At 72.5% G+C, this 21,548-nt stretch carries 9 protein-coding genes and 1 pseudogene; 5 read left to right on the top strand and 5 right to left on the bottom strand.

What is annotated here, in order from left to right:
- Window positions 1–135 precede the first annotated feature (135 nt).
- On the bottom strand, window positions 136–1,761 hold the full coding sequence (locus ACFYXK_RS25825; RefSeq protein WP_389413248.1) for a serine/threonine-protein kinase: 1,626 nt from the start codon (window positions 1,759–1,761) through the stop codon (window positions 136–138).
- Between the two features lie 338 nt (window positions 1,762–2,099).
- On the opposite strand from ACFYXK_RS25825, the gene ACFYXK_RS25820 reads away from it, so the two are divergent.
- From ACFYXK_RS25820 to ACFYXK_RS25800, 5 genes and pseudogenes are all read left to right on the top strand, one after another.
- The gene (locus ACFYXK_RS25820; RefSeq protein WP_389413247.1) at window positions 2,100–2,768 is read left to right on the top strand and encodes a DUF4097 family beta strand repeat-containing protein; all 669 of its coding nucleotides are present in this window, start codon (window positions 2,100–2,102) and stop codon (window positions 2,766–2,768) included.
- Between the two features lie 49 nt (window positions 2,769–2,817).
- A pseudogene (locus tag ACFYXK_RS25815) lies at window positions 2,818–2,916 on the top strand (ABC transporter permease); the annotation flags it as partial.
- Between the two features lie 212 nt (window positions 2,917–3,128).
- On the top strand, window positions 3,129–3,890 hold the full coding sequence (locus ACFYXK_RS25810; protein WP_389413246.1) for a thioesterase II family protein: 762 nt from the start codon (window positions 3,129–3,131) through the stop codon (window positions 3,888–3,890).
- Window positions 3,891–4,188: 298 nt separating this feature from the next.
- Entirely contained in the window at window positions 4,189–4,989 is an 801-nt protein-coding gene (locus ACFYXK_RS25805; protein WP_389413245.1) for an alpha/beta fold hydrolase, read from the top strand.
- A gap of 4 nt (window positions 4,990–4,993) precedes the next feature.
- Window positions 4,994–5,770, top strand: coding sequence for a MerR family transcriptional regulator (locus ACFYXK_RS25800; protein ID WP_389413244.1), 777 nt, complete (start codon window positions 4,994–4,996; stop codon window positions 5,768–5,770).
- Between the two features lie 156 nt (window positions 5,771–5,926).
- Here ACFYXK_RS25800 and ACFYXK_RS25795 read toward each other — a convergent pair whose 3' ends face one another.
- From ACFYXK_RS25795 to ACFYXK_RS25780, 4 genes are all read right to left on the bottom strand, one after another.
- Window positions 5,927–8,197: an MMPL family transporter gene (locus tag ACFYXK_RS25795; protein ID WP_389413243.1), complete on the bottom strand. Its 2,271-nt coding sequence runs from the start codon at window positions 8,195–8,197 to the stop codon at window positions 5,927–5,929.
- A gap of 294 nt (window positions 8,198–8,491) precedes the next feature.
- Window positions 8,492–11,713, bottom strand: a complete 3,222-nt coding sequence (locus ACFYXK_RS25790; protein WP_389413302.1) for an amino acid adenylation domain-containing protein — start codon at window positions 11,711–11,713, stop codon at window positions 8,492–8,494.
- A 155-nt stretch (window positions 11,714–11,868) separates the two neighbouring features.
- Entirely contained in the window at window positions 11,869–14,976 is a 3,108-nt protein-coding gene (locus ACFYXK_RS25785; RefSeq protein WP_389413242.1) for a type I polyketide synthase, read from the bottom strand.
- Window positions 14,977–14,981: 5 nt separating this feature from the next.
- Window positions 14,982–21,545 carry a type I polyketide synthase gene (locus ACFYXK_RS25780; RefSeq protein WP_389413241.1) on the bottom strand — a complete coding sequence of 2,188 codons (6,564 nt, stop codon included), beginning with the start codon at window positions 21,543–21,545 and terminating at the stop codon, window positions 14,982–14,984.
- Window positions 21,546–21,548: the final 3 nt, after the last annotated feature.

The following is a 21,548-nucleotide window of genomic DNA, read 5'->3' as shown; positions in this document are numbered from 1 at the left end:
GACGGAAGTCGACTTCCACAGGGCGGATGACCTTGTGACGCTCCGTCACGATCACAGGGGGGACGGATACTTGGAGTCAGGACGAGCGGCCCGCGCGAGCGGCTCTGTCCCGGTACGGCTGCCCGGGTCAAGCCGTCAGGCTGCCGGGTTCCGCCAGACCGTCATGTCCACCGACACGAAGTCGGGTACGCCCTGCACGCGAACCGTCGACTTGATCTGGATGACGAGCAGCGCGATGTCCCCCGACGGGTTCCTGACGCAGATCTCGCTGCCGAGCGCCACCGCGGCCAGCGGAACGCTCCGGGCGCCGTTCGCCGTGAGGGCCCGGCACTCGTCGAGGGAGCCGCTCGGCTCGCCGTACAGCAAGGTCATCGCGCCCGAGTCGGTCACCAGCTCGCAGCTGGACCCCGCGCACTTCAGGCGGACGTCCCCCGTGCGGTCCTCGTGCCGGACCGGGTCTTCGAGGCTGATGGAGTTCTCCTCCGTCAGCATCAGCATGGTGTGGGGAACGGGCTTCGGCTGCGGGGGCGTGCTTGCGGATCCGGAGGCGGAGGCGGGGGCGGGGGCGGGGGCGGATCCGGAGGCGGACGGCTTGCGGTCGCCGGCCGCCGAGCCGGCCGGCCCTGACGGCGTCCGGTGGGCTGCCGCGGCGGAGTCCGCCGAGGTCGCCTCCCGGTCGCGCAGTCTGCCGGTCGCGTCCAGGACCGTCCAGGCCAGCCCCGTCAGCAGGAGTGCCCCTGCCGTGACCGCCGCGGCAGCGATCAGTGCGGTACGCCGCCTGCGCGGCCGCCGTTCCTGCGGCTCGTCCGGCGCCGGACGGCGGACCAGCGGCAGGGTGTGCACCGGGGTGGGATCCGGGACCGGCGCCGGAACCATCACCTCCGGCCCGGTCACCTCCCGCCAGACGGCCGGGCCGCCGCCCCCGTCGGCGTCCTCGCCCAGCCGCTGCCGGCACCACGCGACGATCTCCGCCGGGGTGGCCCGCTCCTCCGGATCGGCAGCCAGGCACCGGGCGATCAGCGGGCGCAGCGGCTCCGGCAGCCGGGACAGATCGGGCTCGGAGTGCACGATCCGGAACAGCACGCTCACGGCGGGGCCGTCCCCGTACAGCGGCTCGCCCAGCGCGGCGAACGCCGCCGTCTGGCCCAGCGCGAAGACGTCGGTGGCTGCCGTGACCTCGCCCGCCGACGCCTGTTCGGGGGCCATGTACTGGGGCGTGCCGATGGCGGTGCCCGTCGCGGTGTGTGCAGTGGTGCCGGACGCCAGCGAAATGCCGAAGTCGATGACACGGGGCCCGTCGGCGGCCAGGAGGACGTTGGACGGCTTCAGGTCCCGGTGCACGATGCCCGCACCGTGAATGGCCTGGAGGGCTTCGGCCACCCCCGCCACCAGCCACAGCAGCGCGGGCACCGGCAGTGGTCCGCGCCGGGCGACGGCCTCCGTGAGCGAGGGCCCGGGCACGTAGAGGGTGGCGAGCCAGGGCGGCACCCCGTCCGCCTCGGCATCGATCAGCTCGGCGGTGTACGCACCCCGCACCCGCCTGGCCGCCTCCACCTCGCGGCGGAACCGCCGCCGGAACGCCGGGTCCTCGGACAGCTCCGGCCGTACCACCTTGATCGCGACGGGGCGGCCACCCCGCGTGTACGACAGGTAGACCCGGCCCATGCCCCCCGCACCGAGCCGGGCCACGAGGCGGTAGCCGGCCACCGACGGCGGATCGTCCGCCTGGAGCGGCTGGAACACCTCGGTCGCACTGTTCATCGGTTCCCCCCGATCCCCTGATCAACCGATGAGTTGATCCACATCAGCCTAAGCGCCGGGCGGGGAAGGAGAGTTGCCGGGACGCGGACGGAAGGGCCCGCCCGAGAGGCGGTCCGTGGTCTCTCCAAGTATCGCGTTCACGCTCAACCCATTGCAACGAACCGCGGGCGGACGTTGCGTTAGCCTCAAGGGCATTGCAACGAATTCTTATCCCTGACCTGCATTGATGCCTATTTTGCGCAACGAGAGTGTTGCCAACTCCGTGAATGCAACGTAGCTTTTCCATCATCAGAAACAGCGGGCCGACAGAGTGCACGCTGAACCAGAAGGAGAGCACCATGCAGAAGTTCGACACCCCCGCCGGCAGCTCCACCGTCGTCGACATCCCCGCCGGACGCATCCGGTTCATCGCCGCCGACCGGGACAACACCACCGTCGAGATCCTGCCCGCCGACGCCTCCAAGAGCCGTGACGTGAAGGCCGCCCAGGACACCACCGTCACCTACATCGACGGTGTTCTGCGGATCGAGGCCGCTCCGGCCAAGAACCGGGTCCTCGGCTCCTCCGGATCCGTCGAACTGACCGTCCAGCTGCCCGCCGGCTCCCGCGTCGAGGCGAAGACGGCCAGCGCCGAGTTCCAGTGCGTCGGGCGCCTCGGCGACGTCGCGTTCGAGGGCGCGCAGGCCACGGTCACGATCGACGAGGCGGCGAGCGCCCGGCTGACCCTCATGTCGGGTGACGTCTCGGTCGGCCGCCTGAACGGGGACGCGCAGATCAGCACCCAGAAGGGCGACCTCCACATCGCCGAGGCCGTGCGCGGCACCGTCACGCTGCGCACCGAGCAGGGCGAGATCACGGTCGGTGCCGCCCGCGGAGTCTCCGCTTCCCTGGACGCCGGCACCACATACGGCCGCATCCACAACTCGCTGCGGAACAGCGAAGGTGTCGCCGGCCTGAACATCCACGCCAGCACCAACTACGGCGACATCACCGCCCGCAGCCTCTGACCGGCGCCACCATCCCCAGCCTGCCCGGCCGGCCCGAGGAGGCCGTCCGATGAGCTCCCTCCCCCTCGCCCTGCGCGACCCCTCCACGATGCTGCGCCCCGACCCCCTGCACGCGCGCCGCCACCCCTCGCTGACGCTGCCGGTTCTCCAGCGGACTGCGAGCACCCTTCGAGGACGGGGCGTGATGCTCGGTCATGAGCTCCGATACGGACGGGCGCGAGCCCTCACGGGGCATCGAACCGCCCGCCGGCGCCCCATCCCCCGAGGGCACCGGCGGGCTTTCGCTCTGCCCTCTGCCGGTCCGGTCGGTGTGATCAGCGGGGGCAGTGTTGCCGGCACAGACGAAGGGACACACCGACGATGAACAGCACGTGGTTCCGGCGCTTCACCACGACCACGGGAAACGGGCCACGCCTCTTCTGCTTCCCGCACGCGGGAGGCTCCGCGACGGCGTACGTGCAGTTGGCGCGCACGCTGCCCGCGGACTTCGACGTGGTGTCCGTGCAGTATCCGGGGCGCCAGGACCGGTACCACGAGGAGCCGTACACGGCCGTGGCGCCGCTCGTCGAGGCAGTGGCCGAGGAACTGGCCCGCGAACTGGCCTCGGAGCCCGGACGGCCGTACGCCCTGTTCGGACACAGCATGGGCGCGCTCGTCGCGTTCGAGACGGCCCGGCTGCTCGTCGCCCGGGGCGAAGTGCCCGGGCCCCAGCGGCTGTTCCTCTCCGGCCGGGGCGCGCCGCGACCCGGCACCAGCGCCCAGTACGAGTTCTACGACGACGCCGACGTGCTGGCCGAGCTGCGCAAGCTGGGCGGCACCGATCAGTCGATGCTCGAAAACCCCGAGGTCCTGGAGCTCGTACTGCCGGCGCTGCGAGCCGACTACCGCGCCCTCGCCGCGTACGACTGGCGCGGGGGAGAGCCGCTCGCCGCTCCGATCACCACCCTGATCGGGGACAGCGACCCGATGGTGACGGTCGAGGAGGCCGGGACATGGCGGGAGCAGACCACCGGTGACTTCGACCTGAAGGTCTTCCCCGGCGGCCACTTCTACCTCGTCGACCAGAACGACCAGGTCACTGCGGCCGTCACCGAGGGACTGCTCGCCTCCGCCGCTTCCTGACGACCTTCCCGGCCGGCCGTGCGCCGGCTGCGCAGACGTGCCGAGAGTCGAACGCCGTGCCCCGCCATGCGGTGATGAACCGGTCCCCGTCCACGGCCCTGCGCAGCCGGCCCGGCCGGCCATCGGCTTTCCGGTCCCCGCCGCCTGCCGCCTCCGTCTCGCCCCGGCCCCCGCCGAGGCCGTCCCGCCCCGCGGATCGATCGTGGAGGCCAGTGCCTTGCGTTCGTCGTACTGCCGGGGCACCGGCTTGATGTCGCTGGTTGACCTTGACCCTGGGTCAGGGTGGACGCTGATGGGCATGACCGATTCCACTTCCTCGTCCTGGACCGGCATGGTCCCTGTCGACGACACGGCCCTGGCCGTCACCGACACGCGCGGACCCGGCCGTCCCCTCGTCTATCTCAACGGCTCGTATGCCGACTCCCGGCCCTGGCGGCCCGTGATCGCCGAACTCGACTCCGGCTGGCGGCACATCACCTACGACGAACGGGCCCGCGGCCGGTCGAAGCAGTCGGCGGACTACTCCTTCGAGGCGTGCGTCCGGGATCTCGATGCCGTTCTCGGTGCGACCGGGGTGGAGCGGCCGCTGCTCGTCGGCTGGTCGTACGGTGCGGCCCTCGCGGCGCACTGGGCCGACCGGAATCCGGACCGCGTCCTGGGGGTCGTGGCCGTGGACGGCGGCATTCCGTACGGGCTGACCGGCGAGGAGGGCCGTGAGCGGATCCGGCGCCTGTTCCGCCGGATGCGGTGGCTGCTGCCGCTGGTGCGCCCGCTGGGCATGGCCGCGCGGATGACCGCCGACCAGCATGCCGACATCAACATCGAGGCCAACGAGGTCAACGCCGCCATCGGGCCGGTCCTCGACCGTCTGACCTGCCCGGTGCGGTACGTCCTCGCCACGGGTGGCAGCCTCGGCGGTGGGCAGGACGAGATGGAGAAGATGCGGGCGGCACTCGATCCCGTGCTCGCCCGGAACCCGAACGTCAAGGTGAGCGCGAAGGTCGCGAGCAACCACTCCAAGGTTCTGGCCAAGGACTTCCGGGCCATAGCCGCTGCCGTACGCGAGACCGCGGCCGCCCACGACCAGAGGGCCCGCTGAGCCGATGGTGTACGGACTCACGATCGGTCAGGCGGCCGCGTTCGCCGGCGTCACGGTCAAGACCGTGCGCCACTACCACCGGCTCGGCCTGGTGGACGAACCGGAGCGCGACAGCTCCGGATATCGCCGGTACGGATCGTCCGACATGCTGCGGCTCGTCCAGGCCCGGACGCTCGCCGAAGCGGGTGTGCCACTGGCCGAGGTCGGGGATCTGCTCGACGCCGATCCCGAGCAGTTCGCCTCCGCCCTGGACGACGTCGAGCGGCGGCTCACCGATCGGATCGAGGAGCTGATCGCGCGGCGCGCGGTGCTGCACCGGCTGGCGGCCGGCGACCGGCTCCTGCTGCCCGAGCGCGCGTGCGCGGCCCTGGACCGGTTCGCGGAGCTCGGCTTCGGTGCGGAGTACGTGGCCATCCAGCAGGAGGCCCTGATCCTGGCCCGTGCGCTGGTGCCGGAGGTCTTCGACAGCTTCCTGAGCCAGCTCGAGCGTCAGCTCGGCGACCCCCAGTACGTCGAGCTGATGAAGCTCTGCCAGGACGCCGAGTCGTGGGATCCGGACGACCCGCGGCTGGACGAGATCGCGTCCGCCCTGGCCGCCAAGGTGCTGGCCAACCGTGAACTGCTGTCGATGCCGGCCGAGTTCCGGGCCAGGCCCGACGCCGCCACCCGCTACGGCCTCATCAACCACCACCGGGCGGACCAGGCGCCGGCTGCTGCCCGGCTGACCGAGCTGCTCGAGGCGAACCTCCGGGCGGCCGGCGTCGACATCCCGCATCAGTAGCGGCCTGCAGGACGGCTGCCGGCGGCTCGGCCCGGAGACGACGGCCGGCCCGGTGGCTGGTGCCACCGGGCCGGCGGGGGTGCGGCTCCCTGACGGTCGGACGGGGGTCCGGTCCGCAGCGGGAGTCCGCTGCGCGTGTCCCCTTACGGGGATCCGCTAGGAGACGCGGTCCACGAGCTCGCGCTCGCGGGTCGGGACCGAGCGGGCGACGATGCGGTTGAGCTTCTCGCCCTCCACGTCGACGTTCGGCAGGAGTGCGTCGAGCCAGCGGGGCAGCCACCAGGCGGACTTGCCGAGCAGGGCGAACAGGGCCGGCACGATCGCCATGCGGACGACGAAGGCGTCGAAGAGGATGGCCGTCGCCAGCCCGAAGCCGATCATCTGGATCATGTCGTTGGCGTCCAGGATGAAGCCGGAGAACACGCTGATCATGATGGCCGCCGCGGCGGTGACGACGCGGCCGCTGTAGCGGAAGCCGGTGGCCACGGCCTCGTCCGGGCCTGCGCCGTGGACGTAGGCCTCGCGCATGCGGGAGACCAGGAAGACCTCGTAGTCCATGGCCAGGCCGAAGACGATGCCGATCATGAAGATCGGCATGGTGCTCATGATCGGACCGGTCTGGTCGATGCCGAAGACGTCCGCCAGCCAGCCCCACTGGAAGACCGCGACGACGGCGCCGAGGGCCGCGCTGACCGACAGGAGGAAGCCGAGGGCCGCCTTCAGCGGGACGAGCAGCGAGCGGAAGACCAGGACCAGCAGGACGAAGGCCAGGCCGACGACCAGGCCGAGGTAGGGCACGAACGCGTCGTCCAGCGTCTTCGAGAAGTCGATGAGCATCGCGGTCTGACCGGTGATCAGCACCTCGGCGGAGGTCTGCTCCTCCAGGCCGCCCGCGAGGGCGCGGAGGTGGTGGACGAGGTCCTCGGTCTTCTTGTCGGCCGGACCGGTGGTGGGGACGACGTTGAGGATGGCGGTGTCGCCGGCCTCGTTGGCGACGGCCGGGGAGACCGAGGCCACCCCGTCCACCTTGGCGAGGGCCTTGCCGACGGTGTCGCCGGCGGCCTTGGCGTCCTTGGCGCTGACCGTGACCATCAGCGGGCCGTTGAAGCCGGCGCCGAAGGACTCGGACAGCATGTCGTACGCCTTGCGCTGGGTGGTCTCCGTCGACATGGTGCCCTCGCCCGGCAGGCCGAGCTCCAGGCTGGCGGCGGGCACCGCGAGCGCACCGAGGCCCAGGACGCCGACGAGCAGGACGGCGACCGGGTTGCGGAGCACGTAGCCGGCCCAGCGGGAGCCGAGGTTCGGCTTGTTCGGGTCCTTCTTCGCGGCGCGCGCGGCGGCCTTGGCGGCTCGCTTCGCGGACACGCGCTGCTTGCGGGCCGACAGCGGACCGCTCCAGAACAGGTGGCGCTCGCGGCGGGGCAGCACCTTGAACGGGGCGAAGCCGAGCAGCGCGGGAACCAGCGTCAGCGCGATGAGGACGGCGACGGCGACCGTGCCGGAGGCTGCCAGGCCCATCTTGGTGAGCAGCGGGACGTTCACGACGGACAGGCCGGCCAGCGCGATGATGACCGTGAGGCCGGCGAAGACGACGGCCGAGCCGGCCGTGCCGACGGCGCGTCCGGCGGCCTCCTCGCGGTCGCGGCCCTCCGCCATCTCCGAGCGGTAGCGGGAGACGATGAACAGCGCGTAGTCGATGCCGACGGCGAGGCCGAGCATCATCGCCAGGGTCGAGGTGGTGGCGGAGAGCCCGAACGTGCTGCCGAGCGCGGTGATGCCGGAGATGCCGATGGAGACGCCGATGGTGGCGGTCAGGAGCGGCATGCCGGCCGCGATCATCGAGCCGAAGGTCAGCAACAGGACTATGGCGGAGACCAGGATGCCGATGCCTTCGCCGGAACCGCCCATCTCGGCCTTGATCTTGACGGCGTCACCGCCGGCCTCGACGGTCAGTCCGCCGGCCCGGGCCTTCTCGGTGATCTCGTCGAAGGCGTCGTGCGCCTCGTCGCTCACCTCGGGGCCGGGGACCTTGTAGGTCACCACGGCGTAGGCGGTGGTGCCGTCCTTGCTGATGGTGTTGGCCTGGTAGGGGTCGGTCGCGCCGATCACCTCGGGGGCCTTGGACAGGTTCCCGAGCAGCTCGGTGACGCCGGCCTTGGGGCCGTTGTCGGAGATCTTGGCGCCCTGGGGGGCGCGGATGACGACCCGGGCGCTGGCGCCGGTGGCGCTGGCCGCGGGGAACTTCTCCTTGAGCAGGTCGAACGCCTTCTGCGACTCGGTGCCCGGCATGGAGAAGGTGTCGGCGGGGGGCGGGGGTGCGGAGGACGCCGCGACTCCGACGCCGCCGAAGATCAGCACCCACAGGACGACCAGCAGCCATCGGCGCCGGAACGCCAGGCGGCCGAGTTTGTAAAGGAAGGTGGCCACGGCGAGTGGACTCCCATCGGATCGGCAGAGCAAACAGGCAGGACTCAAGGACAATAACAAACCGCTCGTGCGGTTTTCTTAGTAGCGATGGTTTTGCGCCACCACACCGGCTTCAGCCACGGAAGGCCGTGCGGAACCACTCACACGGCTCGGTCCAGCACGAGCTGAACCCCGTCGGAAGTTCACCGGAGGCCGGTGGTGTCCCGCTCGAGCCCCGCTCGAAGGCGGGCAGCACGAACGCCCGCGGCCCCCTGATGGTCAGGGGGCCGCGGGCGCTTCGGCGTGACGGTGCGGTCAGAGAACGGCGCCTTCCCTCGTCCTCCTGCGCAGAGTCGGCCGGCTGGACTGGGCGAGGTCCTTCCACATGTCCGACAGACCGGTGATGGTGCGCGCCGCGAACAGCCTGCGGATCGACACCTCCTGGTTCAGCTCCGCCCGGATCAGGCCGACCAGCCTGATCGCCCGCAGCGAGTTGCCACCGAGGTCGAAGAAGTCCTCGTCGATGCCCACCCGGTCCAGCTCGAGCACGTCGGCGAACGCCGCGGCCAGAACCCGCTCGGTCTCGTTGCGCGGTGCGCGGTACTTCGCGTCGAACTCGGGCTCCGGCAGCGACGCCCGGTCCACCGTCCCGTTGACCGTCACCGGCAGGCGTTCCAGCACCGTGAACACCGACGGCACCATGGACTCCGGCAGCCACCCCGCGGCGAACCGGCGCAGCTCTTCGCCCGAAACGGCCTGGCCGCGGACCGGGACCACGTAGGCCACCAGCCGCTGCTGCCCGGAACCGTCCTCCTTGACGACCACGACCGACTGTGCAAGGCCGCTGTGCTCGGACAGCACCTCTTCGACCTCGGCCAACTCGACTCGAACGCCACGTACATCGACCTGGGCGTCGGCCCGGGCCACGTACTCGAGCCGGCCGCCGGTACCCCAGCGCACGCGGTCCCCGGTCCGGTACATGAGCCCGCCGGCCGGACCGAACGGGCACGGCACGAAGCGCTCCGCGGTCGGCCCGGGCTGCCCGGCGTACCCACGGGCCACGCCGGGGCCCGCCACGTACAGCTCTCCGGTCACGCCGACGGGCACCGGCGCCAGCCCCGGACCCAGCACGTAGAGGGCGGTGTTGTCCATCGGGCGGCCGACCGCGGAGGCGAGGCGCACCGGTTCGTCCGCAGCCAGGCGCTGGTATGCGGCGAAGACGGTCGTTTCCGTCAGGCCGTGGCCGGTGACGATCGTCAGCTCGGGGCAGGCCTCGCGGACCCGGCGCAGCGCGGCCGTGGACACGCGGTCGCCACCGGTCCACACCTCGCGCAGCCCGGCGAAGCTCTCGGGGCGTTCCGCCGCGATCGCCGAGAACAGGCCCGCGGGCAGCCACACCGTGGAGATCTCGTGCGCCGCCCGGACAGCGGTCAGCGCGTCGATGTCGAGCTCTCCCGCGGGAGCCACGACCACGCGGCCGCCGTTCAGCAGGGGCACCCACAGTTCGAGGGCGAGCGCGTCGGCGGTGTGCGGCGCGTGCCACAGCACGGTGCCGTGGCCGGCCTCCTTGCAGTGGCGGTCCTTGACGAACCGCTCCATGTTCCGGTGCGTCACGGCGACACCGGTGGCCGCACCGGCCGTTGCGGAGCCGTGCATCACGGCCAGCAGGCCGTCCTGGTGCGAGGGGGCCGCAGCCTCCGGCGCAGCGTCGTTCTCGTCGGCGGCGCCGTCCGAGGGGATGTCGTCGAAGACGATCGCCGGAACGTCCAGGCCGGACGAGAGTGCTCCGGCCGTCGCCGCATCGGTGAGCAGGGCGCGCGCCGAAGAGCCGGCGACCTGCGACGTGATCTGCTCCGCCGGGAGCGCCGGGTCGACCGGCAGGTAGGCTCCGCCGGCCTTCACCACGCCCAGCAGGGCGACGGCGAGGTCCACCGATCGGGGCAGGGCCACGGCGACGACCGTCTCGGGTCCGACCTGCCGGCGTCGCAGCGCCGCGGCCAGACGGCTCGAGCGCTCGTCCAGCTCCCGGTACGAGACCTCCGAGTCGCCGGACACCATGGCCACGGCGTAGGGGTCCCGCTCCACCTGCAGGGCGAACAGCTCCGGAACCGTCAGCCCCGGCAGCGGCACGTCCGTGTCGTTCGGTGCCGTCAGCACGCCGTCGCGCTCGACACCGCCGACCACGTCCAGCGCGCCGATCGGCTGCGTGCCGGCGGCCACCACGGCACGGATGTGCGCGATCAGCTCCTCGCCGAGGAAGCGCAGCTCCGCGCGGTGGTACAGGCTCGCGGGGGCGTCGAGGCGGATGTAGAGGTCGCTGTCGGCGCTGCCGTCGGTGTAGACGCCGATCGACAGTTCCTCGAAGGTGCCGGTCGTCGCGCCGGAGTAGCGCGCCGGGCTGTCGGCGAAGTGGAGCTGCTCCACGAACTCGACGACGTTCATGACGGCACCGAAACTGCCGCGGCCGCTCAGGACGGTTCCGCTCGCGCGCTGGATGTCCGAGTAGTGGCAGGCGGTGTGGCCGAAGAGCTCGTACGTCTCGTCGACCATCGCGTCGGCGATCTCGGCGAAGGTCGCGCCGAGCGGAACGGCCACGCGCACCGGCACCACGTTCACGGCCAGGCCGGGCGTCCGGCTCGCCACGCCGACGCGGTTGCCCACGGCCAGCGAGAGGAGGAACTCCGGACGGTCGCAGCGGTGCCGGAAGAACACCGCCGCGGCCGCGGTGAGCATCTGCGACATCCACACGCCCATGGACGTGGCGGTCTCGGTCCACACGTCGGCCTCGGCGCGCGGAACGGTCAGCGTCCGGCTCACCATGCCGATGGTTTCGGCCACCTCCGACCAGCGGTCGGCGCTGCTCATCGGCTGGGAGAGCGCGGCCCGCAGCGAGTCGGACAGGGCGACGCGCGGGACCTGGGCGGGCGCCGGCGCGTCCTTCAGGTAGTCGCGCCAGAAGTCCATGTCCTCGGTGAACTTCGGGGAGGCGAGGTAGTCCGTGGCCTCGGCCGCGAACGACTCGGCGTCCCACGGGTGCGGCATCTCCGGTACGTCCTCGCCCCGCACCAGCGCCGTGTAGACCTCGGCGAGGCGCTTCGAGAGCAGGCCGCCCGCGCCGAACCCGTCGGATATGAGGTGGTGGTAGGCGATCACCAGGAGGGAGCGGGCCTCGGCGAGCTTGACCACGCCCAGTCGGAACAGCAGGTCCTTCGACAGGTCGAACGGCTGCCGCACCATGTCGGCCAGCGCTTCGCGCGCCGCCTGCTCGGGATCGGCCTCGGCACTGAGGTCCAGGAAGAAGGGCCGCCAGTCCCCCAGTTCCCGGGGTACGAGGCGCAGTCCGCTGCCGTCGTCGACGAAGTTGACGCGCAGCACCTCCGCCTCGCCCATCACGTGCAGGAATGCGGATTCGATGACTGCCGTGTCCAGCTCACCGTCCACATCCCACATGGTCAGCGCATGGTTCGGCGTGTCGGGAGCCATTTCCTGCGCCCGCCACATGCCTTTATGCGCAGACGACGCACCGAACGAACGCACACAGATCAACCCCTCAGCAAAAAACAGGCCCGGGAATCGGAGAACTTCACAGATCACCCCCACCTTCGGGGAAGTGGGTCAGCCGTTCAAGACAACTTGGTGCCGGGCGGGACAAACCGCTGTGGAGCTTGCGGTGTCCCGCCGGCGGGACATTCCTACGCGGCCATCGAGGACGTGACGTGCTCGGCGATCCGCCTCGGCGACGGGTACTTCAGGACCAGGTTCGCCCGCAGCTTGAGGCCGGTCGACGCGGTCAGGCGCTTGCTCAGCTCCACCGACAGCAGTGAGTCGAATCCGATCTCCTTGAACTCCTGGTCGGGGTCGAGGGACGCGCTGGAGGGGTGTCCGAGCACGACGGCGACCTTCTCGAGGACGTGCTCGAGCACGAGTGCCTGCGCCTCGTCGCCGGAGAGCACGGAGAGCCTGTCCGGCAGCGGGACCAGGTGGTCGTCGCCCGCCGGCGGCTCCGTCGAGGGAACCTCGGCCGCCACCGCGGTCTGCGAGGAGTTCAGCCAGTACCGCTGCCGCTGGAACGCGTACGTCGGGAGGTCCACGCGCTCGCGCGTCCCGAACAGGGCGTCCCAGTCCACCGATCCGCCCCGGACGTGGAGCTGGGCCAGCGAGCCGACCACTGCCTCGACCTCGTCCCGGTCCCGCCTCGACGAGGACAGGACCAGCGCGTCGTCCACGTCCTCGACGATCTCCTGCACCGGAACGGTCAGAACGGGGTGCGGGCTCATCTCGACGAACACCCGGAAACCGTCCTCGGCCAACCGCCGCACGGAGGTTTCGAAGAGGACCTTCTCGCGCAGGTTGTCGTACCAGTAGTCGCCGTTCAGCTGCGCGGTGTCGATGACCTCGCCGTGGAGGGTCGAGTAGAAGGGCAGCGTCGACGTCTTCGGGCTCAGGTCGGACAGCGGGCCGATGACCTGCTCGCGGACCCGGGTGACGTGGTGGGAGTGCGAGGCGTAGTCGACGGAGATCCTGCGGGCCTGGGCGCCGTCGGCCTTCATCTTCTCGACGAATTCGTCGAGTGCGTCCGGCTCCCCGGACACCACCACCGAGCGGGGCCCGTTGACGACGGCGATGCTCAGCTGGTCACCCCACGGAGCGAGACGTTCCGCTACGACGTCCGCGGACTCCGCGACCGATGCCATCCCGCCGTGACCGATCAGGTCCAGCAGGGCCAGGCTGCGGAGCGCCACGATCTTGGTGGCGTCCCTCAGCGACAGCGCACCGCAGACGTGGGCGGCGGCGATCTCGCCCTGGCTGTGTCCGACCACCGCGGCCGGCTCCACACCCCAGGAGCGCCACAGGGCGGCCATCGACACCATCACCGAGAACAGCGCCGGCTGGACCACGTCCACCCGGTCCAGGGACGGCGCCCCCTCCACGCCGCGCACCACGTCGAGCAGCGACCAGTCGACCCACTCGGACAGTGCGGCCGCGCACGCGTCGAGGCTCTGCGCGAAGACCGGGAAGGTGTCGTACAGCTGCCGGCCCATGCCGACCCACTGCGAGCCCTGTCCGGGGAACATGAAGGCGACACCGCCGAGTTTCCCGGCGGCCGCGCGCACCACCGCGGGGGACTCCGCGCCCTCGCCCAGCGACGTCAGAGCGCTCAGGAGCTCGTCGCGGCCGCGGCCCAGCACGACCGCACGGTGGTCGAACCGCGACCGGCTCGACAGCAGCGACGCGCCGATCCCGGCGATGTCCGCCTGCGGGTCGGCGGCGAGGAAGTCGCGCAGCTTGCCCGCCTGGCCCTGCAGGGCGGCCGCGCTCTTGGCCGACACCACCCACGGCACCAGCCCGCCGACGACGCCCGGGAGCGGAGCCCGCTCGTCCGCCTGCTCCTGCTGCGGGGCCTCCTCGAGGATCACGTGCGCGTTGGTGCCGCTGACGCCGAACGAGGACACCCCGGCCCGGCGCGGACCGTCCGCCCGGGTCCACTCACGGCCCTCCGCCAGCAGTTCGACCCCGCCGGAGGACCAGTCGACGTGCCGCGAGGGCGCGTCCACGTGCAGGGTCTTCGGCAGGTACCCGTGGCGCATGGCCATCACGGTCTTGATGACCCCGCCGACCCCGGCGGCGGCCTGGGCGTGGCCCATGTTCGACTTCAGGGATCCCAGGAAGAGCGGCCTGCCGTCGGCCCGGTCCTTGCCGTAGGTCGCCAGCAGGGCCTCCGCCTCGATGGGATCGCCCAGCTTGGTTCCGGTGCCGTGTGCTTCGACCAGGTCCACCTCGGAGGCCTTGACCCCCGCGTTCGCCAGTGCCCGCCGGATCACCTTCTCCTGGGCGCGGCCGTTGGGAGCGGTCAGCCCGTTGCTGGCCCCGTCCTGGTTCACCGCGGAACCGCGGACGACGGCGAGCACCGGGTGGCCGTTGCGGCGGGCGTCGGAGAGCCGCTCCAGGAGCAGCACGCCCACGCCCTCGGCCCAGCCGGTCCCGTCGGCCCCGTCCGCGAAGGCCTTGCACCGGCCGTCGGCCGACAGGGCGCCCTGGCGGGCGAACTCCACGAAGGCCGCGGGCGTCGACATCACGAGCGCCCCGCCGGCCAGTGCGAGCGAGCACTCCCCGGCACGCAGCGACTGCACCGCCATGTGCAGGGCCACCAGCGACGACGAGCAGGCCGTGTCCAGGGACACCGCCGGCCCGGTCAGCCCCAGCTCGTACGCCACCCGGCCGGACGCGACGCTCAGCGAGCTGCCGTAGAGCAGGTAGCCCTCCAGCTCGCTCTGGCCCGCCTCCAGGAAGCGCCACCCGTACTCGGTGGAGCTCACTCCGGAGAAGACGCCGACCTCCGCCCCGCGGACGTCGGCGGGGACGATGCCGGCGCGCTCGAAGGCCTCCCAGGACGTCTCCAGCAGCAGGCGCTGCTGCGGGTCGGTCGCCAGTGCCTCGCGCGGGCTGATGCCGAAGAAGTCGGCGTCGAAGCCGGCGACGTCGGCCAGGAACCCTCCCTGGCGTACGTATGCGCTGCCGACGGTGTCGGGGTCCGGGTCGTACACGTCCCGCCACCCGCGGTCCGTCGGGAAGGCGTCGACGACGTCCCGGCCGCTGCGGATCACGTCCCACAGCTCCTCGGGCGACGAGACGCCTCCCGGGTAGCGGCAGGCCATGGACACCACGGCGATCGGCTCGCCACGGCCGGCCTTCAGGGCGTCGTTCTCCTGGCGCAGGCGGTCGCGCTCCTCCAGCAGCGTACGGAGCGCCCGCTGGACCCGGTCCCCGCCCTCCGCCGTCTGATCCGCGGAGTTGGTCATGTCACTTACCTCTTCTCATCCAGAGCCAGGTCGAGCAGCGCGTCCAGGTCCATGTCCGACAGTTCGTCCGCACCGGTGTCCGCGTCGGCCGCGGCCGTGTCGCCGTTCGCCCCGGGCGGGTTGGCGCATGCCAGGACCAGCTCCAGGAGGCCTGCGCTGCGCAGGCTGTCGATCGACACGTTCCGCAGTGCTTCGCGGATCGCAGCGTCCTCGTCCGGGCTCGCGTCCGCCTCGGGGCGCAGCAGGCCGAGCAGGTACAGGCCCAGTTCGCGCGGTGTGGGGTAGCTGAAGACGAGGGTGGACGCCAGGCGCAGTCCGGTCGCGGCGGCCAGGCGGTTGCACAGTTCGACCGCGGTCAGCGAGTCGAATCCGAGCTGGGTGAACGCCTGGTCGGCGTCGACGGCCGCGCCGGACGGGTGTCCGAGGACGACGGCGGCCTGGTCGCGGATCCAGTCCAGGGCGGCTGCCTCCGCCTCGTCCGCCGGCAGGGTGACCAGCCTGGCGGCCAGGTCCACGGAGCTGCCGTCCTTGGGCGTGCCCGCCCTGCCCCGGCGCGGACGGCCGCCTTCGGCGAGGCCGCGCAGCAGCGGCGGCAGCTCGTCGGCGGCCTTGCTGCGCAGCCCGGCGAGGTCCACCCGGGCCGGGACGAGGACCGGCTTGCCGCTCGCGCACGCCGCGTCGAACAGGGCCAGTGCCTCGGGCGTCGGCATCGGGGCGATGCCCATCCGCCGGAGCCGGGAGAGGTCGGCCTGGTCCAGGTCCTCGGTCATGCCGCTGCTCTGCTCCCACCAGCCCCAGCACAGCGAGGTGCCGACGAGGCCGGATGCGCTGCGCTGCGCCGCCAGACCGTCCAGGAAGCCGTTCGCCGCGGCGTAGTTGGCCTGGCCTCCGGTGCCGAGCGTGCCGGCGAGGGCGGAGAACTGGACGAACGCCGACAGGTTGTGCTCCCGGGTCAGCTCGTCCAGGTTGACCGCACCGCCGACCTTGGCGCGCAGCACGTGGTCGAGGCTCTCCGCGGTCAGCGACTCGACGGTGCCGTCCGCCAGCACGCCCGCCGCGTGCACGACCGCGGTCAGCGGGTACCGGGGGGGCATGTCCGCGATCAGGTCCGCCAGGGCGTCGCGGTCCGCGATGTCGCAGGCCACGACCCGGACGGCGGCGCCCGCCTCCTCGAGGTCCGCGACCAGCTCGGGAACCCCGGCGGCCGCTGTTCCCCGACGGCTCGCCAGCACCAGGCTCCGTACGCCGTGTTCGGCGACGAGGTGCCGCGCCACCAGCGAACCGACGCCTCCGGTGCCGCCGGTGACGAGCACGCTGCCGCCGCCGAAGCCGCTGCTCAGGTCGAAGACCAGCTTGCCGACGTGGCGTCCCTGGCTCATCTCGCGGAACGTCGCGCGGGCGTCGCGGATGCTGCGGACGGAGATCGGGCTGAGCTGGAGCCGTCCGTCGGCGAACAGCTCCATGACGTCGGCGAACATCTCGTGGATGGTGTCCGGGCCCGCCGTGCCGTAGAGGTCGAAGGCCTGGTAGTCGACTCCGGGGTGGTCGGTAGCGACCTGCCGGGGGTCGCGGATGTCCGTCTTGCCCATCTCGATGAAGTTGCCGCCGCCGGGCAGCAGCTTCAGCGAAGCGTCGACGAAGGTGTGCGCGAGGGAGTTGAGCACGACGTCGACACCGCGGCCGTCCGTGGCGTCGAGGAACTTCTCCACGAACTCCAGGTCGCGCGAGGACGCCAGGTGCGCGTCGTCGAGGCCCATGCCGCGCAGCGCGGGCCACTTGGCCGGGCTGGCGGTGGCGTAGACCTCGGCGCCCACGTGCCGGGCCAGCTGGACGGCGGCCGTTCCGACGCCGCCGGCCGCGGCGTGGATGAGGATGCGCTGCCCCTTCTGCAGCTTCATCACGTGGAAGAGCGCGTAGTAGGCGGTGAGGAAGGTGCTCGGCACGGAGGCCGCCTCGGCGTGGTTCCAGCCGTCGGGGACGGGGGCCAGCAGGCGGTGGTCGGCCACGGCCACGCGGCCGAAGGAGCCGTTGAAGATGCCGGTCACCCGGTCGCCCGGGGCGAGGCCGGCCACGTCGTCCGCGACCTCCAGCACGATGCCCGCGCCCTCGCTGCCGAGCCCGGAGTCGAAGTCCGTCCGGTCGATGAGGCCCAGGGCGATCGTGACGTCGCGGAAGTTGAGGCCGGCGGCCTGGACGGCGATGCGGACCTGACCGGCCTCCAGGGGCGCCGCCACCTCGGGGCACGCGACCCACGTCAGGTCCTCCAGCGTGCCCGCCTTCGCGATGCCCAGCCGGTACGCGCCGTCCGCCGGGGCGTCGAGCCGGTGGTCGGCGGGCTGGGCCTGCACCATCCGCGGCACGAGGAACGCGCCGCCGCGCAGCGCCAGCTGGTCCTCACCGAGGGCGAGGGCGTCCGCGAAGGCCGCCCACGAGGTCTCCTCGTCGTCGATGTCGACGAGCCGGAACCGGCCGGGGTGTTCGGTCTGGGCGGAGCGGATCAGGCCCCACACGGACGCGCCGGGCAGGCTCTCGACGCGGTCCCCCGCGCCGGCGGCCTGCGCCAGGCGGGTGAGCACGACCAGCGTGGACGCGGCGAGCCGGTCCTCGGCGAGGACCTTCTGGACGGTCTCCAGCACGTGCTTGCCGGCGTCACCGACCGTGGTGAGCAGGTCGTCGCCGGGGGCGACGGCGTCGTCGAGGCACAGGACGAGGTGGCGGGGGGCGTCGGCGGTGAGGACCTCGCCGAGGGACGCGTACAGCGAGACGCCGCCGTCGCTCGCGGCGACGAGCCGGGCGGCCCGGCCGGTCTCCGAGCCGATGACGCCCCACTGCGTGCGGCCGGCGTCCGGCGCGGCCTCCGGGGCCGGGCGCCAGTCCAGTGCGTACAGGGACTGCTCGCGGCCGCCGCGCGCCGAGCGGACCTGCTCGGCGCTGGCCGGGCGGAACGTGAGCGCGTCGACGTGGGCGATCTCGCTGCCGTGCTCGTCGGCGATCACGAGGGACACGACGCCTTCGGCGGCCGGGGTGAGCTTGACGCGCACGGTCGGGCCGCACTCCCCGGCGAGGTGCACGCCGGACCAGGCGAAGGGCATCCAGCCCTGGTCGCCCGTCACGGTGATGACGCCACCGGCGACGACGGCGTGCAGCACGGTGTCGATCAGCGCCGGGTGCAGGGCGAACCCGCCGTCGGCGCCTTCCGGCAGGGTGGCGAGGGCGAACAGGTCGTCGCCCTTGCGCCAGACCTCGCGCAGGCCGCGGAACAGCGGGCCGTAGTCGAAGCCGCCGTCCGCGAGGGAGTCGTAGAGGCCGTCGAAGCCGATCCGCTCGGCCCCGGCCGGCGGCCACGCGGCGAGCGCGCGGGCGTCGTCGGCCCGGTCGGCGTCCTGCGGGGCGCCGGGCGCCAGGGTGCCCATGGCGTGCCGGGTCCAGCCGCCGCCACCGGCGGCGTCCTCGGCGGGACGCGAGTACACGTCCAGGGAGCGGCGGCCGCTCTCGTCCGCGGCGCCGGCGACGACGCGCACCTGCACGTCGCCCGTGTCGGGGAGGATCAGCGGGACTTCGAGGGAGAGCTCCTCGACCGCGGCGCACCCGACGTGCCGGCCCACCGACAGCGCCAGGTCCATGTACGCGGTCGCCGGGACGACGACCGAGTCGAACACGGCGTGGTCGGCGATCCACTCGTGGGTCCGCAGGGACCACAGGTCGGTGAACACCACCTCGTCGGTGCCGGGGTGGTCCACCACGGCACCGAGCAGCGGGTGCTCCGCGGCGGACAGGCCGGCGGAGGTCACGTCCGCGGACGCGAGGCCCGACAGGAAGTCCATCCAGTAGCGCTGGTGCTGGAACGCGTACGTCGGGAGGTCGACGCGCTCCTGCGTGCCGAACAGGGCGGCCCAGTCCGCGGCGGCGCCCAGGACGTGCAGCTCGGCAAGCGCGCCGGCCAGGCCCTGCGCGACACCGCGGTCGCGGCGCGAAGAGGCCACGACGACGGCGTCGTGCACGCCCTCCGCGGCGAACGCGTCCTTGGTGAGGCCGGCGAGCGTGGAGCCCGGGCCGACCTCGACGAAGACGTCCGCGCCGGCCGCGCGGGCGCGCTCCACGGCGTCGTGGAAGCGCACGGGCTCGCGGACGTGGTCGACCCAGTGGGCGACGGACGTCAGCTCCTGGAGGGTGGCCTCGCGGCCCAGCAGCGTCGACACGACCGGTACGGACAGCTCGCCGCCCATGGGCAGCGCGCGCAGCGCCAGTTCGAACTCCTCGAGGACCGGTCCCATCAGCGGGGAGTGGAACGCGTGGTCGACGGGGAGCAGCTTCGCCGACCGGCCGTCGGCGACGAGCCGGTCGCGCAGGTCGTGGACCTCGTCGCGCAGGCCCGAGACCACCACCGACTCCGGGCCGTTGACGGCGGCGATGCCGGTACGGGTGTACGGGCCCAGCAGCGCGGCGACTTCGGCTTCCGGGGCGCGGACCGCCAGCATGGCGCCCGGCTCGGTGACGGCCTGCATGGTGCGGCCGCGGGCGGCCACGATGCGGGTCGCGGTGTCCAGGTCGAAGGCTCCGGACACGTGGGCGGCGGCGATCTCGCCGACGGAGTGGCCGATCAGGTGGGTCGGCTGCGGGCCGTACTGGCCGAGGAGCCGGTGGAGGGCGACCTGCAGGGCGAACAGCGCGGGCTGCATGACGTCCGTACGCTCGCGGCCCTCGGGCTCGTCGGCGAGGAGCAGGGGCCCGAGCTCGAACGGGAGGTGCGCGTCGAAGCTCGCACAGACCTCGTCGAGGGCCTCGGCGAAGACGGGGAAGGTGTCGTACAGCTCGCGGGCCACACCGGTCCACTTCGAGCCCTGGCCCGGGAACATGAAGGCGATGCCGCCCGGCTCGCCGGCCGCGCCGCGCACCACGGCGGGGGACTCGGCGCCCTCGGCCAGCTTCGCGAGGGCGTCCAGCAGGTCGTCCCGGCCGCTGCCCAGCACCACGGCGCGGTGCTCGAACTGCGCCCGGCTGGAGACCAGCGAGGCGCCGATGGCGGCGAGGTCCGCCGCCGGGTCGGCGGCGACGAACGCGCGCAGCTTCTCGGCCTGCGCCCGCAGCGCCTGCTCGGACCGCGCCGACAGGGCCCACGGCACGATGCCCGCAGCGCCGGCCGGTACGCGGTCGGCGGCGTCCGGGGCCGGCTGCGCGTCGGGGGCCTCCTCGAGGATGAGGTGGGCGTTGGTGCCGCTGGCGCCGAAGCTGGACACGCCGGCCCGGCGGGGCCGGCCCGGGGCGGTGGCCCAGTCGCGGGCCTCGGTCAGCAGCTCGACCGCGCCGGCCGTCCAGTCGACGTGCGTCGAGGGCTGGTCCACGTGCAGCGTCCTGGGCAGGACGCCGTGCTGCATCGCCATGATCATCTTGATGATGCCGCCGACGCCGCCCGCCGCCTGGGTGTGGCCGATGTTCGACTTCAGGGAGCCCAGCCACAGCGGGTTGCCCGGCTCGCGCTCCTGCCCGTAAGTGGCCAGCAGCGCCTGCGCCTCGATGGGGTCGCCGAGCATGGTGCCGGTGCCGTGCGCCTCGACCACGTCGACGTCGCCCGCCTGTACGCGGGCGTTGGCCAGCGCGGCGCGGATGACGCGCTGCTGGGCCGGGCCGCTCGGTGCGGTCAGGCCGTTGGAGGCGCCGTCCTGGTTGACGGCGGAGCCGCGGATGACCGCCCAGATCTTGCGGCCGTTGCGCTGCGCGTCGGAGAGCCGCTCCAGGACGAGCATGCCGACGCCCTCGGAGAAGCCGGTGCCGTCCGCCGCGTCGGCGAACGCCTTGCACCGGCCGTCGGCCGCCAGGCCGCCCTGGCGCGCGAACTCGCGGAGCACCTGCGGCATCGCCATGACGGTGACGCCGCCGGCCAGCGCCAGGCCGCACTCGCCCTGGCGCAGCGACTGCACCGCCTGGTGCACCGTCACCAGCGAGGACGAGCACGCGGTGTCGGTCGACACCGCCGGGCCCTCCAGGCCCAGCGCGTACGACACGCGGCCGGACGCGACGCTCAGCAGGGAGCCGATCTGCGCGTAGCCCGAGATGTTCTCGGGGGTGAAGTAGTGGTTTCCGTACCCGAAGTAGGCGATGCCGGCGAAGACGCCGGTGCTGGTGCCGCGCAGGGAGTGCGGGTCGATGCCGGCCCGCTCCAGGGACTCCCACGAGGTCTCCAGCAGGAGCCGCTGCTGCGGGTCGGAGGCCAGCGCCTCGCGCGGGTTGATCTCGAAGAACTCGGCGTCGAAGTCGCCCGCGTCGTGGAGGAAGCCGCCTTCCCGCGTGTAGCAGGTGCCCGGCCGCTCGCGCTTCGGGTCGTAGAGGTCCTCCAGGTCCCAGAAGCGGTCCTCGGGGAACTCCGACACCACGTCCGCGCCCGCCTGCACCAGGTCCCACAGTGCCTCCGGGGACGCCGCCCCACCCGGGAAGCGGCAGGCGACGCCCACCACGGCGATGGGCTCGGCGGCGGCCTCGGTCAGCTCCTTCAGGCGCTTGCGGGTTTCGATCAGCTCGATCGACGTCCGCTTGAGGTACTCGAGAACTTCGGCGTTGTTGTCGTTTGTCATCGC

Origin of the sequence: Streptomyces sp. NPDC002209 (assembly GCF_042890265.1) — a bacterium.
Lineage (GTDB): Bacteria > Actinomycetota > Actinomycetes > Streptomycetales > Streptomycetaceae > Streptomyces.
The sequence above is the reverse complement of the archived record's forward strand: the minus strand, read 5'-3'. Positions and strand labels throughout refer to the sequence as shown.

Bases quoted from the DNA above. Each gene is read 5' to 3' on its own strand.
- ACFYXK_RS25805 (WP_389413245.1), top strand. From the start codon at position 4,189: ATGACCGATTCCACTTCCTCGTCCTGGACCGGCATGGTCCCTGTCGAC.
- ACFYXK_RS25780 (WP_389413241.1), bottom strand. From the start codon at position 21,545: ATGACAAACGACAACAACGCCGAAGTTCTCGAGTACCTCAAGCGGACG.
- ACFYXK_RS25820 (WP_389413247.1), top strand. From the start codon at position 2,100: ATGCAGAAGTTCGACACCCCCGCCGGCAGCTCCACCGTCGTCGACATC.
- ACFYXK_RS25800 (WP_389413244.1), top strand. From the start codon at position 4,994: ATGGTGTACGGACTCACGATCGGTCAGGCGGCCGCGTTCGCCGGCGTC.
- ACFYXK_RS25825 (WP_389413248.1), bottom strand. From the start codon at position 1,761: ATGAACAGTGCGACCGAGGTGTTCCAGCCGCTCCAGGCGGACGATCCG.
- ACFYXK_RS25810 (WP_389413246.1), top strand. From the start codon at position 3,129: ATGAACAGCACGTGGTTCCGGCGCTTCACCACGACCACGGGAAACGGG.
- ACFYXK_RS25785 (WP_389413242.1), bottom strand. From the start codon at position 14,976: ATGACCAACTCCGCGGATCAGACGGCGGAGGGCGGGGACCGGGTCCAG.